Here is a 13,529-nt window from a genome sequence, read left to right as displayed (position 1 = left end):
CATAAGATGCGCCTGACCGGGAAATCGAAGCCGCAGTTCTGCAGCGCCGCGCGCACGCGCTCGCGGCTTTCGCGGACTTCGAGATCGGGCAGGCCGACGATCGAGAACGACGGCAGGCCGTTCGCGAGATGGACTTCGACGGTGACTTCCGGCGCACGGCCGGCAGCGGGCGCGCGCGAGCGCACGACGGCAAGCGACATGAGGCACTCCGAGGAGCAGGCCCGCGGGCGGTGGGCCGCCCGGCGGGAGATTCCATTGAGGTGCGCGCTTGCCGGCGTGGCGCGGGCGGGTACAGCGGGGAGCCGCGGCGTGGGCCGCGGCGGGAGGATCAGAGGCCCGAGGGGCGCTCCGTGAGCTTGCGTTCGAGGTCGGCCACGCGGCGCTCCAGCTCCTCGAGGCGCGCGCGGGTGCGGGCCAGGACTTGGGTTTGCGTGTCGAATTCCTCGCGGGTCACGAGGTCGAGTTTCGAGAAGCCTTGCGTGAGCATGGCCTTCACGTTGCGTTCGACGTCCTTGGCCGGCGAGTTTTTCAGCAGATCGCTGACGCGCGACTGCAGATCATTGAAAACGTCGCTGGGTTGCTTCATGGGATTCCCCTTCTCTGCACAAAAAATGTGCAATTTCCGTTGCGTTCGTGCCCACGATGCATGCATGAGCGGATTTGGTGCGTGCCGTGGGCCCGTTTCCGGGCATCGTGCGCCCCGTTGCGGCGCGCCGGGTGCCCCGGACGTCCGTGCACTCTAACAACCTTCGATTACGCACGCCAGCAATGAGCCGCCATGTTGGCCGTTCGGGCAGGCTCCAGGCGGTCCGGGCCTGACTTTTCGGTGACCGAAACGTATTCGGCCGGTGACTTGGCACGCGAGTTGCTGAGTGTGTTCCCGCTACCTACGGAACGCGCTCGGTCGGACCTCCGACCTGACAACCAGAAAGCGAGAGGACTTCATGAAACTGATTACCGCAATCATCAAGCCGTTCAAGCTCGATGAGACGCGCGAAGCGCTCTCCGCGCTCGGCGTCTCCGGCATCACGGTGACGGAGGTGAAGGGCTTTGGCCGCCAGAAGGGCCATACCGAGCTCTATCGCGGCGCCGAATATGTCGTCGACTTCCTGCCGAAGATGAAGATCGAGGCAGCAGTGTCCGACGATCTCGTCGACCAGGCTGTCGAGGCCATCGAGCGGGCAGCCCGCACGGGGAAGATCGGTGACGGCAAGATTTTCGTCACGCCGATCGAACAGGTTATCCGGATTCGCACCGGGGAGACGGGCGCCGACGCCCTGTAAATCAAACAGAACGACAAGCGACAAGAGGAAACCTAAGATGCGCAAACTTTTGATGTCACTGCTGATGGCCGGATCGCTCGTCGCGACCGGCATCGGTGCTGCGATGGCCGACGATGCGTCGTCGGCGCCCGCCGCAGCCTCGGCTGCCGTTGCTTCGGACGCCGCCGCCAGCGCCCCTGCCGCCAGCGCCGCACCTGCGCCGGCCCCGGCTGCTTCGGCCGCCCCTGACGCCAGCGCGGCCGCCGCCGCACCGGCCTCGGCTGCCTCGGCCCCGGCCGCTCCTGCCGCACCGACCGCGCCCGTCTCGGTGGATTCCTCGAAGATCAACTCCGGCGACACCGCCTGGATGCTGACCTCGGTGGCACTCGTGCTGTTCATGACGATCCCGGGCCTGGCCCTGTTCTACGGCGGCATGGTCCGCAAGAAGAACGTGCTCGCCACGGTCATGCAAAGCTTCGCGATCACCGCGCTGATCACGGTGCTCTGGACGGTGATCGGCTACAGCCTCGCGTTCACGCCGGGCAATGGCTTCATCGGCGGCTTCTCGCGCGTCCTGCTCTCGGGCATGAGCTACGTGAAGGGCGACACGGCGACCACGCTGACCGTCAGCCACCTGGCCACGACGATTCCGGAATCGGTCTATGTCGTGTTCCAGATGACGTTCGCGATCATCACGCCGGCCCTGATCTGCGGCGCGTTCGCCGATCGCATGAAGTTCTCGGCGATGCTGGTGTTCATGACGATCTGGTCGCTGGTGGTGTACGTGCCGATCGCCCACATGGTCTGGGAACCGACCGGCTGGCTGGCAACGGACGGCGTGCTCGACTTCGCAGGCGGCACGGTGGTGCACATCAACGCCGGTATCGCGGGCCTGGTCTGCGCCCTGGTGCTCGGCAAGCGCGTCGGCTACGGCCGCGAAGCGATGGCGCCGCACAACCTGGTCCTGACGCTGATCGGCGCCTCGATGCTGTGGGTGGGCTGGTTCGGCTTCAACGCAGGTTCGGCAGTGGCGGCTGACGGCCGTGCCGGCTTCGCGATGCTGACGACGCAGGTCGCCACGGCTTGCGCCGCACTGGGCTGGATGTTTGCCGAGTGGATCGCCAAGGGCAAGCCCTCGGTGCTGGGTATCGTGTCGGGCGCCGTTGCGGGCCTGGTGGCCATCACCCCGGCAGCCGGCTTCGTCGGCGTGGGCGGTGCACTGGTGATCGGTATCGCCGCGGGCGTGGTCTGCTTCTGGTCGGCCACGTGGCTCAAGGTCAAGCTGGGCTACGACGACTCGCTCGACGCATTCGGCGTGCACGGCGTGGGCGGTATCCTCGGCGCGCTGCTGACGGGCGTGTTCGCGGTCAAGGACATCGGCGGCTTCGACGGCAGCCTGCTGGTTCAGGCCAAGGGCGTGCTGATCACGCTGCTCTACAGCGGCATCGTGACCTTCATCATCCTGAAGGTGATCGACATGGTGATGGGCCTGCGCGTGACGGAAGAAGAGGAACGCGAAGGTCTGGACATCATTCTGCACGGCGAACACGTCGAGTAAGCATCGCATCGCATACCGGTAATGCGCCGGGCGGCGCCGCGAAACGCCGCCCGGCCAACAGAATGAGCGCAGCGACTTCGACCCGCCTTCCCGGCGGGTCTTTTTTCGTCTGCTGTTTCGCACACGCATCGCACGCGTCGCGCGCCTCGCGGCCTGGCTGGAAAACCCTTCCGCCTATCGGGTCAATAGCGAGAAAAAGAACTGGACAACCTTGCGAACCCGGGAACAATCCCCAAATGGGCGCAGTAATTGCTCTACAATCTTTTTTCTCCTGTTCGCGAGTGATTCATGGTTCCCCATCTCGTTACGGCGTTAAACGGTCCGCTGCTCGAGCTGGAGCGGAAGATCCTCGATGCAACGCCAGCAATCGAACGCTGGTTCCGCCTCGAGTGGCAGGAACACACGCCGCCGTTCTACTGTTCGGTCGATCTGCGTAACGCCGGCTTCAAGCTCGCCCCCGTCGACGCCAATCTGTTCCCCGGCAGTTTCAACAATCTGCCGCAGGAAGTGCTGCCCCTCGCCGTGCAAGCGGCGATGGCCGCGATTGAAAAAATTTGCCCGGATGCGAAAGGCCTGCTGGTCATTCCGGAGCTGCCCACCCGCAATGCGTTCTACCTCGAAAACGTCGCGCGGCTCGCCGCGATCATGCGTCAGGCCGGCCTGAACGTGCGTTTCGGTTCGCTCGACCCGAGCGTGACGGATACCACGCCGATCACGCTCGCCGACGGCCAGAAGATCGTGCTGGAGCCGCTCGAACGCTCGCAGCGCCGCCTCGGCCTGAAGAATTTCGACCCGTGCTCGATCCTGCTGAACAATGATCTGTCGGGCGGCATTCCCGACGTGCTCGAAAACCTGCACGAGCAATACCTGCTGCCGCCGCTGCACGCGGGCTGGGCCGTGCGCCGCAAGTCGACGCACTTCGCCTGCTACGACGACGTCGCGAAGAAGTTCGCGAAAATGGTCGGCGTCGATCCGTGGATGGTGAATCCGTACTTCGCGCATGTGGGCGACATCGACTGGCAGGCCGGCAACGGCGGCGAGGCGCTGGCCGACGCGATCGACGCGGTGCTCAAGAAGATCGCCCGCAAGTATCGCGAGTACGGCATCAGCGAGAAGCCCTACGTGGTCGTGAAGGCCGATGCGGGCACCGCGGGCCGTGGCGTGATGACGGTGCACGATGCCTCCGAGATCGGCGGCATGACCAAGCTCGAACGCGCGCAGATGTCCGAAACCAAGGCCGGGCTGCCGGTGAGCGACGTCATCGTGCAGGAAGGCGTGTATACGTTCGAGCGGATCGGCGACGACGTGGCCGAGCCGGTCGTCTACATGATCGACCGCTACGTGGTGGGCGGCTTCTACCGCACCCACTCGGCGCGCGAGCGCGACCAGAACCTCAACGCGCCCGGCATGCACTACGTGCCGCTCGGTTTCGAGCACACCGCGCTGCCCGACGCGCACGCGAAGCCCGGCGCCGCACCGCCGAACCGCTTCTATATGTACGGCGTGGTGGCCCGGCTCGGCCTGCTCGCCTCGTCGATCGAGCTCGAAAAGACCGATCCCGAGGCGATTCAGGTCTGAGGCGCCGCCGCCGATCCAATCGCCCGACATCACAGGATTCGCATGGACATTCTTTTTATCGCCGACCCGCTGGATCGCTTCAAGATCTACAAGGACACGACCTACTCGATGATGGCCGAGGCCGCGCGCCGCGGCCACGCGATCTATGCGTGCGAGCCGCAGCAACTGGCCTGGACGGGCAGTTCGGTCGAGGCCGACGTGCGGCGTGTGACGATCGTCGGTGATCCGGCCGATCTGCACCGCGATGCCTGGTTCGAGGCCGCCGCGCCCGAATCGCGCGCGCTGACCGCGTTCGGCGCGGTGCTGATGCGCAAGGACCCGCCGTTCGACATGGAGTACGTGACGTCGACCTGGCTGCTCGAAGTGGCCGAGCGCGCCGGCGCGAAGATCGTCAACCGCCCGCAGGCGATCCGCGATCATTCGGAAAAGCTCGCGATCGGCGAATTCCCGCAGTTCGTCGCGCCCACGCTGGTCACGCGCGACGCCGCGCGGCTGCGTGCGTTCCATGCCGAGCATGGCGACGTGATCGTCAAGCCGCTCGACGGGATGGGCGGGATGGGCGTGTTCCGCGTGAAGGCCGACGGCATGAATCTCGGCTCGATCGTCGAGATGCTCGGCGAGGACGGCCGCCGCTCGCTGATGATTCAGAAGTTCATTCCCGAGATCAAGGCCGGCGACAAGCGCATCCTGCTGATCGGCGGCGAGCCGGTGCCGTTTTCGCTCGCGCGCATTCCGCAGGGCAATGAAGTGCGCGGCAACCTGGCCGCGGGCGGCATCGGCGTGGCGCAGCCGCTGACCGAGCGCGACCGCGAGATTGCCGCCGCGCTCGGCCCGGTGCTGGCCGCGCGCGGCCTGCTGCTGGTCGGGCTTGATGCGATCGGCGACTGGCTCACCGAAGTCAACGTCACGAGCCCCACCTGCTTCCGCGAGATCATGGAGCAGACCGGTTTCGACGTGGCCGGCATGTTCGTCGACGCGCTGGAGCGCCTGGTCGGCTGAGGATTGCTGAGTATTGCCGGCGGCGGCCGCGCAGGTCCCCCGCCGCCGGATCTAGCGGGGCCACTTCAATGTGGAGTGGCCCCGAAATCGGCCTGCTACAATGCCCGCACGCCCGGTAGGACTACTACTCGTGGCTTCTGGTCCGGCGGTCGGGCCGACATTGTTGCAAGGTTGACATGGCAGGCATCCTGATCATCGCTCATGCTCCGCTCGCCACTGCATTGCGGGAGTGCATTTCCCACATCTATGGCGGGCTGCCCGCGCGCATCGGCGCCATCGATGTGATGGCGGACAGCGATCCCACTCAAGTCATGGCGTACGCCCATTCCGAAATCGCGCGTCTGCGCGAGGAAAACGGCGTGCTGGTGCTGACCGACATGTATGGCGCGACACCGGCCAACATCGCCGGCCAGCTCGCGAAGCTCGATGGCGTGCGCGTGCTCGCCGGCGTCAATCTGCCGATGCTGGTGCGTTCGGTGTGCTATCGCACCACGCCGATCGACACGCTGGTCGAAAAGGCGCTGGCCGGCTCGACCAAGGGCATTCATGAAGTGGCGGCCGGCACGCCGCCGCCGCGTCCCGGCCTGGGCTGCGGCGAGTGCGCTCCGATTCCGCCCGAACCCAAGCCGCAAACCGAAACGCATTAGCCGACGGCCGCCTCGCGCGGCCGTTTGGCATCCCTTCGCCGGCGCGAGGGCGCCGGCTGTCTCCACCCGAACGGAACACCATGCTTCAGCAAGAAACGACCATCGTGAATAAATTGGGGCTGCATGCCCGCGCGTCGGCCAAGCTGACCCAACTGGCCGGCAACTTCCAGTCGGAAGTCTGGATGACCCGCAACGGCCGGCGCATCAACGCGAAAAGCATCATGGGCGTCATGATGCTGGCGGCCGGCATCGGCAGCACGGTGACCCTCGAGACCGAAGGCCCGGACGAGCAGGAAGCGATGACGGCGCTGCTCGGGTTGATTGCCGACAAGTTCGGCGAAGGCCAGTAAGGCCGGCTCGCTGCCGGACTGGTTCTGAATCCGGAATGCCGCGTGATCTCACGCGGCATTTCTCTTTATTCAGACAACAGATCATTGTTGGCGGATGGTGCGGCGCATGCAGCCACGCGGGGCGTGCGGAATTTATAATCGCGAGTCGGGGTCATATGCGCAGCGCGGCGATGGGCCGCGGCAGACCGGACTCACAGGAGGTGCGCGTGTCGTTCACGCTGCAAGGAATTCCCGTTTCGAGAGGCATCGCGATCGGTCGTGCGTATCTGATCGCGCCGGCGGCGCTCGACGTCGCGCATTACCTCGTCGAGGCGCTGCAGCTCGACGCCGAGGTCGACCGATTGCGCGCGGCCTTGCTGGCCGTGCGCGGCGAGCTCGACGCGCTGCGCGCCGACCTGACCGAAGAGACGCCGAGCGAGGTGGCCGCCTTCATCGACGTCCATTCGATGATCCTCAACGACGCCATGCTCGTGCAGGAAACCATCGACCTGATCCGCGACCGCCGCTACAACGCCGAGTGGGCGCTGACCGAGCAGCTCGATGTGATCGTCGGCCATTTCGACGACATCGAGGACGAGTACCTGCGCGAGCGCAAGGCCGACATCCAGCAGGTGGTCGAGCGCGTGCTGAAGGCGCTGGCCGGCGCGCCGTCGGCCTCGCAGGCGCTCGGCGGCGCGGCCAGTGGCAAGGACGACATGATCGTGGTCGCGCACGACATCGCGCCGGCCGACATGATGCAGTTCAAGAACCAGGCGTTCCGCGCGTTCGTCACCGATCTCGGCGGGCGCACCTCGCACACGGCGATCGTCGCGCGCAGCCTCGGCATTCCGGCGTCGGTCGGCGTGCAGCACGCGAGCGCGCTGATTCGCCAGAACGACGTGATCATCGTCGACGGCGATCAGGGCATCGTGATCGTCGATCCCGCGCCGATCGTGCTCGAGGAATATTCGTACCGGCAATCGGAGAAGGCGCTCGAACAGCGCAAGCTGCAGCGGCTGAAGTTCTCGCCGACGCAAACGCTCTGCGGCACCAAGATCGAGCTGCTCGCCAATATCGAATTGCCCGACGACGCGAAGACAGCCGTGGACGCGGGCGCGGTGGGCGTCGGCCTGTTCCGCACCGAGTTCCTGTTCATGAACGACGTGCATGCGCTGGCCGAGGAGGAGGAGCAGTTCCGCGCCTACCGCCGCGCCGTCGAGCTGATGAACGGCATGCCGGTGACGATCCGCACCATCGACGTGGGCGCCGACAAGCCGCTCGATTCGCACGACGAAGGTTACGAAACGGCGCCGAACCCGGCGCTCGGGCTGCGCGCGATCCGCTGGAGCCTGTCCGAGCCGCAGATGTTCCTGACGCAGCTGCGCGCGATCCTGCGCGCGTCGGCCACCGGGCCGGTCAAGATCCTGATTCCGATGCTCGCGCATGCGCAGGAGATCGACCAGACGCTCGACCTGATCCGCGAGGCGAAGCGCCAGCTCGACGATGCCGGCATGGCCTACGATCCGAACGTGCAGGTCGGCGCGATGATCGAGATTCCGGCCGCGGCGATCGCGGTGCCGCTGTTCCTCAAGCGCGTCGATTTCCTGTCGATCGGCACCAACGATCTGATCCAGTACACGCTGGCGATCGATCGCGCCGACAACGAGGTCGCGCACCTGTACGACCCGCTGCATCCGGCCGTGCTGCACCTGATCGCCTTCACGCTGCGCGAGGCCAAGCGGGCCGGCGTGCCGGTGTCGGTGTGCGGGGAAATGGCCGGCGATCCGGCGATGACGCGCCTGCTGCTCGGCATGGGTCTGACCGAGTTCTCGATGCATCCGAGCCAGTTGCTGGTGGTCAAGCAGGAAATCCTGCGTGCGCACCTGAAGGCGCTGGAGAAGCCCACCGCCGACGTGCTGGCGTCCTACGAACCGGAAGACGTGCAGCTTGCGCTCAAGCAGTTGTCGGCGGCGGAACCTAAGGCCGACATGGCGGCCTGAGCACGGTTCACGGCGGCAAAAACAAAACGGCGGCGCATCGCAACGATGTGCCGCCGTTTTGTTTTGCCCGCGTCGTTCAGTGCCGGCCGCCGCAGACAGGGCAGTCGGGTTGCCGCGCGATGCGCATCGTGTTCCATTCCATGCGCAGCGAATCGAGCATCATCAGCCGGCCCACGAGCGGCTCGCCGATGCCGCCGATCACGCGCAGCGCCTCGGCCGCCTGCATCGCGCCGATGATGCCGACGGTCGGCGCGAACACGCCCATCGTCGAGCAGGCCGTTTCCTCGAACGGCTGATCCTCGGGAAACACGCAGGCGTAGCAGGGCGAGGCCGGATCGCGGAAATCGAACGTGCTGATCTGGCCGTCGAAGCGCAGCGCCGCGCCCGATACGAGCGGCACGCCGTGCGCCGCGCAGGCGCGGTTGATCGCATGGCGTGTCATGAAGTTGTCGCTGCAATCGAGCACCACGCTCGCGCGCGGCACGGCCGCGTCGAGCCAGGCCGCGTCGGCGCGCTCGGCCACGGCGTGCACGGTCACCTCCGGGTTGAGCCGCGCGAGCGCCTCGCGGCCCGACGCCACCTTGGGCTGGCCGATCGATTCGGTGACGTGCAGGATCTGCCGTTGCAGGTTGGTCAGATCGACCGTGTCGGCGTCCACCAGCGTGATCGTGCCGACGCCGGACGCCGCCAGATACATCGCGGCCGGCGAGCCGAGGCCGCCGGCGCCGATCACGAGCGCATGCGCGTCGAGAAAGCGCTGCTGCGCCTCGATGCCGATCTCGTCGACCAGGATGTGGCGGGAATAGCGGAGCAGTTGTTCGTCGTTCATCGCGGGGCGGATTGCGGATTGGGCGCCGTGCTTGGCTTTGGCTTCAGCCGCTATTTTAGGCGCGTTCACCTGCCGGCTGCCGGGCACGGGCCGACGGCCGCACCAAAGGAAACGGGCCACCGCGGCAGCGCCGCGATGGCCCGTTGCAGGCGCAGCGACCGGCTTACTTGGTCGCCGAGGCCGGCTTGGCTGCCGCCGGCTTGGCCGGCGTCGTGACCTTCGGGGCCGAGGCCGACGGCGCGGCTGCGGCTGCCGTCAACGGCTTCGAGGTGCTTTCGGCCAGCAGCGACTTCGATTCCTGAACCGGCTTGCCTTCGAGCTTGGCCAGCGCTTGCTGGAGCATGAAGTCGTCGGCGCTGCCGAATTCCACCGGCTTGCGGTTGCGATCCTTCTCGCGCTGCTCCGGCGTCTTCTTGTCGTTCTGCTCCTCGAGAATGCGGAGCTGGTCGAGACGGCGCTGTTCGCGGGCCTCGAGTTCCTTCTTCTCGTTCGGATCCTGGGTGTTCGCGAGGTGGTTCGTGTAATCCACTTCGCGCGTGACGAGCACGTCGTCCGGATCGCCGTCGGCGAACTGATCGACCGGGATATCCGGCACGATGCCCTTGTTCTGGATCGAACGGCCGCTCGGCGTGTAGTAGTACGCCGTGGTCAGGCGCAGGCCGGTGTCGGCGGTCAGCGGACGCACGGTTTGCACCGAGCCCTTGCCGAACGTGGTCTTGCCCATGATCTGCGCGCGGTGCGAATCCTGCAGCGCGCCGGCGACGATTTCCGATGCCGATGCCGAGTAGGCGTTGGTCAGCACGATCATCGGCACGGTCTTGAAGACGGCCGGCAGGTTCTTCAGCGGATCGGAATCGAAGGTCGGCAGACGGTAGTTGTCGTAGTCGTCGCGATAGACCTGCTTCGAATCGGGGATCTGGCCGTTGGTCGACACCACCACCGAGTTCGGCGGCAGGAACGCGCCGGCCACGCCGACCGCGCTCTGCAGCAGGCCGCCGCCGTTGTTGCGCAGGTCGACCACGAGGCCCTTCAGGTTCGGTTGCTGACGCGCGATGTCCTGCAGGCGGGCGGCGAGATCGGGCGTGGTGCGTTCCTGGAAGCTGGTGATGCGGATGTAGGCGTAGCCCGGATCCAGCATCTTCATCTTCACGCTCTGCACCTTGATGATGGCGCGCGTGACCGACACCGGGAAGGTGCGGTCGTCGGTCTTGCGGAAGAGGGTCAGCGTGACCTTGGTGCCCGGATCGCCGCGCATCTGCTTGACGGCCTTGTCGAGCGTCATGCCGCGCACGGGCTTGTCGTTGATGCGGGTGATCAGGTCGCCCGGACGGATGCCGGCGCGGAACGCGGGGGTGTCCTCGATCGGCGAGATGACCTTGATCAGGCCGTCTTCCTGCGAAATTTCGATGCCCAGGCCGGCGAAGCTGCCCTTCGTCTGTTCCTGCAGTTCCTGGTAATCGGTCTTGTCGAGATAGGACGAGTGCGGGTCGAGGCTCGACACCATGCCCTTGATCGCGGCGGTCAGCAGCTTCTTGTCGTCGACCGGTTCGACGTATTCACGCTTGATCTGGCCGAACACCTCGGCGAACAGCCGCAGTTGGTCGAGCGGCAGCGGCGTCGTGATCGTGGCTTGCTGGGCGGACGCCGAAATTTGGAGCGTCGCGAAAACACCGGTGGCAAGGCCCGCGGCAACGAGGCCGATATTCTTCAATTTCATTCGCATAGGATCGTGTGCGTCGGAAAGCGCGTGTGGCTATGGCTTGAAGGTGTGAGGACGGACAAGTATATCCCCGATCGTTCGAATGCTTCGCCGTTGCGGGCGGAAGCGATGACGAAGCGGGTTCGACAGCGGCGGCGCGGCGGGGTTCTCGTGAATTTGCGACGACCCCGCCGTGCCGTTTCGAGCCGATTTCAACCGGATCGAGCCGATTCGCGCTGTGTGAAGCGGCTGGCTGGCGCGAACCTGACACGCGGCTGACCGACGCGACCGCTACTGTGTCGTGCCGGCGCCGCGCCGCGCTTACTTCGACTTGCCCTGTTGCGCGACGGCGGCTTGCGCGGCCGCGATGGCGGCCTGGTCGCCGAGGTAGTAATGCTTGATCGGCTTGAGGTTCTCGTCGAGTTCATAGACGAGCGGCACGCCGTTCGGGATGTTCAGGCCGACGATGTCGGCATCCGAAATGCCGTCGAGGTACTTGATCAGCGCGCGCAGCGAGTTGCCGTGCGCGGCGATCAGCACCTGCTTGCCGGCCTTGACCGCCGGCGCGATCGACTCGCTCCACAGCGGCAGCACGCGGGCCACGGTGTCCTTCAGGCATTCGGTGAGCGGGAGTTGCTCGCGCGGCACCTTGGCGTAGCGCGGGTCGGCGAACGGCGCGCGCTCGTCGGTCGACTCCAGCGCCGGCGGCGGCGTGTCGTAGCTGCGGCGCCAGACGAGCACCTGCTCGTCGCCGAACTTGGCGGCCGTCTCGGCCTTGTTCAAGCCCGACAGCGCGCCATAGTGGCGTTCGTTGAGGCGCCACGAATGGACCACCGGCAGGTACATCTGGTCCATCTGGTCCTGCACGTGCCACAGCGTGCGGATCGCGCGCTTGAGCACCGACGTGTAGGCGATGTCGAACGCGTAACCGGCTTCCTTCAGCAGCACGCCGGCCTGGCGCGCCTCGTGGTTGCCTTGCTCGGTCAGGTCGACGTCGACCCAGCCGGTGAAGCGGTTTTCCTTGTTCCAGGTCGATTCGCCGTGGCGGATGAGAACGAGCTTGTACATAGCGATAGCTTGCAGGTCGGTAGTGAGGAAGCGGGCCGGAAGGCGCGTTCGTTGCGGGTGCGCCATCGTGTCGTAGCGGTTATTTTATAATGGCGGGATTGTCCTTTTCGATTTCTCTTTTTAGCGGCGGATCCTCCGTGACGTTCTTTACCGATTACTTCAACCTTGCGCTCATCGCGATCCTGCTCGTTTCGGGTGGTTTGCTGGTCTTCCCGACGCTGCGTCGCGGGGGCGGCGGCCTGTCGAGCGCCGAGGCGACCCAACTGATCAATCGCCGCAACGCGATCGTCATCGACCTGCGGCCGTCCGCCGAATACGCGGTTGGGCACCTGCCGGCGTCGCGCTCGGTCGAATACGCGGAGCTCTCGACCAAGCTGGGCCAGGTTGCCAAGAACAAGAGCGCACCGCTGCTGCTGGTTTGCCAGAACGGCCAGCAATCGAACAAGGCGGCCAAGGTCGCTCGCGAAGCCGGCTACGGCGAAGTCCATGTACTGCAAGGCGGCGTTGCCGAGTGGCAGAAGGCCGGCATGCCGGTCGTCAAACAAGGAGTGGCGAAGTGAACAAAGTAGTCATGTACAGCACGCAGGTCTGCCCGTATTGCATGATGGCCGAGCGCCTGCTGAAGCAGCGCGGCGTAGAGCTGATCGAGAAGGTGCTGATCGACAAGGAACCCGCGCGCCGCGCCGAGATGATGGAGCGCACCGGGCGTCGCACCGTGCCGCAGATCTACATCGGCGAAACGCATGTCGGCGGCTACGACGACCTGTCGAAACTCGATCGCGAAGGCGGCCTGCTGCCGCTTCTGGAAGCCGCCTGATTCCGGCAGAATGTCGCCTCCCGGGCGCCGGGGCGGGGCAACGTGCCGTGCGGGCATGTCAAGACAATCGGGTGGTCGGTCAAAACCGGCCGCCGTCATATCATTTTTAGGGAGCCAACATGTCCGACGTCGAAAACCAGCCGTTCTTCAACATCCAGCGTATCTACCTGAAGGATCTGTCGCTCGAGCAGCCGAATTCGCCGGCGATTTTCCTCGAGCAGGACATGCCGTCGGTTGAAGTGGAAGTCGACGTGAAGGCCGAACGTCTGGCCGAAAGCGTGTACGAAGTGATCGTGTCGGGTACCGTCACGGCGAAGGTGAAGGACAAGGTCGCGTTCCTGATCGAAGCCAAGCAAGCGGGTATTTTCGACATCCGCAACATCCCGGAAGAGCAGCTCGATCCGCTGGTCGGCATCGCCTGCCCGACGATCCTGTTCCCGTACCTGCGCTCGAACATCGCCGACGCGATCACGCGTGCCGGTTTCCCGCCGATCCACCTCGCGGAAATCAACTTCCAGGCGCTCTACGAGCAACGTCTGGCGCAAATCACCCAGCAGCAGGGTGGCGCCAACGGCGCGACGCTGAACTGAGCGCTTCCCACGAACCGGTGCTGGGTCTATGAAAGTTGCTGTTCTCGGCGCCGGTGCGTGGGGCACCGCGCTTGCCGCGCATCTGGCCGCGCGGCACGATACGCTGTTGTGGGCGCGCGATCGCGCGCTCCTCTCGGGGCTGGCCGCCCATCA

The 13,529-nt window shown here is 65.7% G+C and carries 15 protein-coding genes and 1 pseudogene; 11 read left to right on the top strand and 5 right to left on the bottom strand.

All coding sequences use genetic code 11. The features are described from left to right. Positions 1-5: 5 nt before the first annotated feature. Positions 6-200 (bottom strand): annotated as a pseudogene (locus tag ACYP33_RS02465) (magnesium chelatase domain-containing protein); the annotation flags it as partial. 128 nt (positions 201-328) lie between these two features. Further along, a complete protein-coding gene (locus ACYP33_RS02460; RefSeq protein ID WP_206131574.1) occupies positions 329-586 on the bottom strand; it encodes an accessory factor UbiK family protein in 258 nt (85 codons plus the stop codon). A 358-nt stretch (positions 587-944) separates the two neighbouring features. On the opposite strand from ACYP33_RS02460, the gene ACYP33_RS02455 reads away from it, so the two are divergent. The 7 genes from ACYP33_RS02455 (at position 945) to ptsP (ending at position 8,373) form a co-directional block, all read left to right on the top strand. Next, on the top strand, positions 945-1,283 hold the full coding sequence (locus ACYP33_RS02455; protein ID WP_006398175.1) for a P-II family nitrogen regulator: 339 nt from the start codon (positions 945-947) through the stop codon (positions 1,281-1,283). A gap of 37 nt (positions 1,284-1,320) precedes the next feature. Next, on the top strand, positions 1,321-2,820 hold the full coding sequence (locus ACYP33_RS02450) for an ammonium transporter (RefSeq protein WP_414443170.1): 1,500 nt from the start codon (positions 1,321-1,323) through the stop codon (positions 2,818-2,820). 288 nt (positions 2,821-3,108) lie between these two features. Then, entirely contained in the window at positions 3,109-4,398 is a 1,290-nt protein-coding gene (gene gshA / locus ACYP33_RS02445) for a glutamate--cysteine ligase (protein ID WP_414443169.1), read from the top strand. Positions 4,399-4,440: 42 nt separating this feature from the next. After that, on the top strand, positions 4,441-5,397 hold the full coding sequence (gene gshB / locus ACYP33_RS02440; protein ID WP_414443168.1) for a glutathione synthase: 957 nt from the start codon (positions 4,441-4,443) through the stop codon (positions 5,395-5,397). A gap of 176 nt (positions 5,398-5,573) precedes the next feature. After that, a complete protein-coding gene (locus ACYP33_RS02435; protein ID WP_414443167.1) occupies positions 5,574-6,044 on the top strand; it encodes a PTS sugar transporter subunit IIA in 471 nt (156 codons plus the stop codon). Positions 6,045-6,124: 80 nt separating this feature from the next. Continuing rightward, positions 6,125-6,394: an HPr family phosphocarrier protein gene (locus ACYP33_RS02430; protein ID WP_414443166.1), complete on the top strand. Its 270-nt coding sequence runs from the start codon at positions 6,125-6,127 to the stop codon at positions 6,392-6,394. A 155-nt stretch (positions 6,395-6,549) separates the two neighbouring features. Further along, positions 6,550-8,373, top strand: coding sequence for a phosphoenolpyruvate--protein phosphotransferase (ptsP, locus tag ACYP33_RS02425; RefSeq protein WP_414450935.1), 1,824 nt, complete (start codon positions 6,550-6,552; stop codon positions 8,371-8,373). A gap of 76 nt (positions 8,374-8,449) precedes the next feature. On the opposite strand, the gene ACYP33_RS02420 is transcribed toward ptsP, so the two are convergent. From ACYP33_RS02420 to gpmA, 3 genes are all read right to left on the bottom strand, one after another. After that, complete coding sequence (locus tag ACYP33_RS02420) at positions 8,450-9,202, bottom strand: HesA/MoeB/ThiF family protein (RefSeq protein ID WP_459619488.1); 753 nt, start codon at positions 9,200-9,202, stop codon at positions 8,450-8,452. Between the two features lie 163 nt (positions 9,203-9,365). Further along, positions 9,366-10,925 carry a S41 family peptidase gene (locus ACYP33_RS02415; protein WP_459619486.1) on the bottom strand — a complete coding sequence of 520 codons (1,560 nt, stop codon included), beginning with the start codon at positions 10,923-10,925 and terminating at the stop codon, positions 9,366-9,368. 297 nt (positions 10,926-11,222) lie between these two features. Beyond that, the gene (gpmA, locus tag ACYP33_RS02410) at positions 11,223-11,969 is read right to left on the bottom strand and encodes a 2,3-diphosphoglycerate-dependent phosphoglycerate mutase (protein WP_414443162.1); all 747 of its coding nucleotides are present in this window, start codon (positions 11,967-11,969) and stop codon (positions 11,223-11,225) included. 137 nt (positions 11,970-12,106) lie between these two features. On the opposite strand from gpmA, the gene ACYP33_RS02405 reads away from it, so the two are divergent. From ACYP33_RS02405 to ACYP33_RS02390, 4 genes are all read left to right on the top strand, one after another. Then, positions 12,107-12,529, top strand: a complete 423-nt coding sequence (locus ACYP33_RS02405; RefSeq protein ID WP_414445666.1) for a rhodanese-like domain-containing protein — start codon at positions 12,107-12,109, stop codon at positions 12,527-12,529. After that, the gene (gene grxC / locus ACYP33_RS02400) at positions 12,526-12,786 is read left to right on the top strand and encodes a glutaredoxin 3 (protein WP_414443161.1); all 261 of its coding nucleotides are present in this window, start codon (positions 12,526-12,528) and stop codon (positions 12,784-12,786) included. Before ACYP33_RS02405 ends, grxC begins: the two co-directional genes overlap by 4 nt. Positions 12,787-12,905: 119 nt before the next feature. Beyond that, the gene (gene secB / locus ACYP33_RS02395) at positions 12,906-13,376 is read left to right on the top strand and encodes a protein-export chaperone SecB (RefSeq protein WP_414443160.1); all 471 of its coding nucleotides are present in this window, start codon (positions 12,906-12,908) and stop codon (positions 13,374-13,376) included. A gap of 28 nt (positions 13,377-13,404) precedes the next feature. Then, the coding region (locus tag ACYP33_RS02390) for a 2-dehydropantoate 2-reductase N-terminal domain-containing protein (RefSeq protein ID WP_459619533.1) at positions 13,405-13,529 on the top strand (125 nt) is incomplete at its 3' end.

This window comes from Burkholderia sp. 3C (assembly GCF_054589155.1).
The sequence above is the reverse complement of the archived record's forward strand: the minus strand, read 5'-3'. Positions and strand labels throughout refer to the sequence as shown.

Excerpts from the sequence above, each read along its gene's own strand:
- ACYP33_RS02415 (WP_459619486.1), bottom strand. The coding sequence starts at position 10,925 with ATGCGAATGAAATTGAAGAATATCGGCCTCGTTGCCGCGGGCCTTGCC.
- ACYP33_RS02435 (WP_414443167.1), top strand. The coding sequence starts at position 5,574 with ATGGCAGGCATCCTGATCATCGCTCATGCTCCGCTCGCCACTGCATTG.
- gshA (WP_414443169.1), top strand. The coding sequence starts at position 3,109 with ATGGTTCCCCATCTCGTTACGGCGTTAAACGGTCCGCTGCTCGAGCTG.
- ACYP33_RS02455 (WP_006398175.1), top strand. The coding sequence starts at position 945 with ATGAAACTGATTACCGCAATCATCAAGCCGTTCAAGCTCGATGAGACG.
- gshB (WP_414443168.1), top strand. The coding sequence starts at position 4,441 with ATGGACATTCTTTTTATCGCCGACCCGCTGGATCGCTTCAAGATCTAC.
- ACYP33_RS02450 (WP_414443170.1), top strand. The coding sequence starts at position 1,321 with ATGCGCAAACTTTTGATGTCACTGCTGATGGCCGGATCGCTCGTCGCG.
- ACYP33_RS02420 (WP_459619488.1), bottom strand. The coding sequence starts at position 9,202 with ATGAACGACGAACAACTGCTCCGCTATTCCCGCCACATCCTGGTCGAC.
- gpmA (WP_414443162.1), bottom strand. The coding sequence starts at position 11,969 with ATGTACAAGCTCGTTCTCATCCGCCACGGCGAATCGACCTGGAACAAG.
- ptsP (WP_414450935.1), top strand. The coding sequence starts at position 6,550 with ATGCGCAGCGCGGCGATGGGCCGCGGCAGACCGGACTCACAGGAGGTG.
- secB (WP_414443160.1), top strand. The coding sequence starts at position 12,906 with ATGTCCGACGTCGAAAACCAGCCGTTCTTCAACATCCAGCGTATCTAC.
- ACYP33_RS02460 (WP_206131574.1), bottom strand. The coding sequence starts at position 586 with ATGAAGCAACCCAGCGACGTTTTCAATGATCTGCAGTCGCGCGTCAGC.
- ACYP33_RS02430 (WP_414443166.1), top strand. The coding sequence starts at position 6,125 with ATGCTTCAGCAAGAAACGACCATCGTGAATAAATTGGGGCTGCATGCC.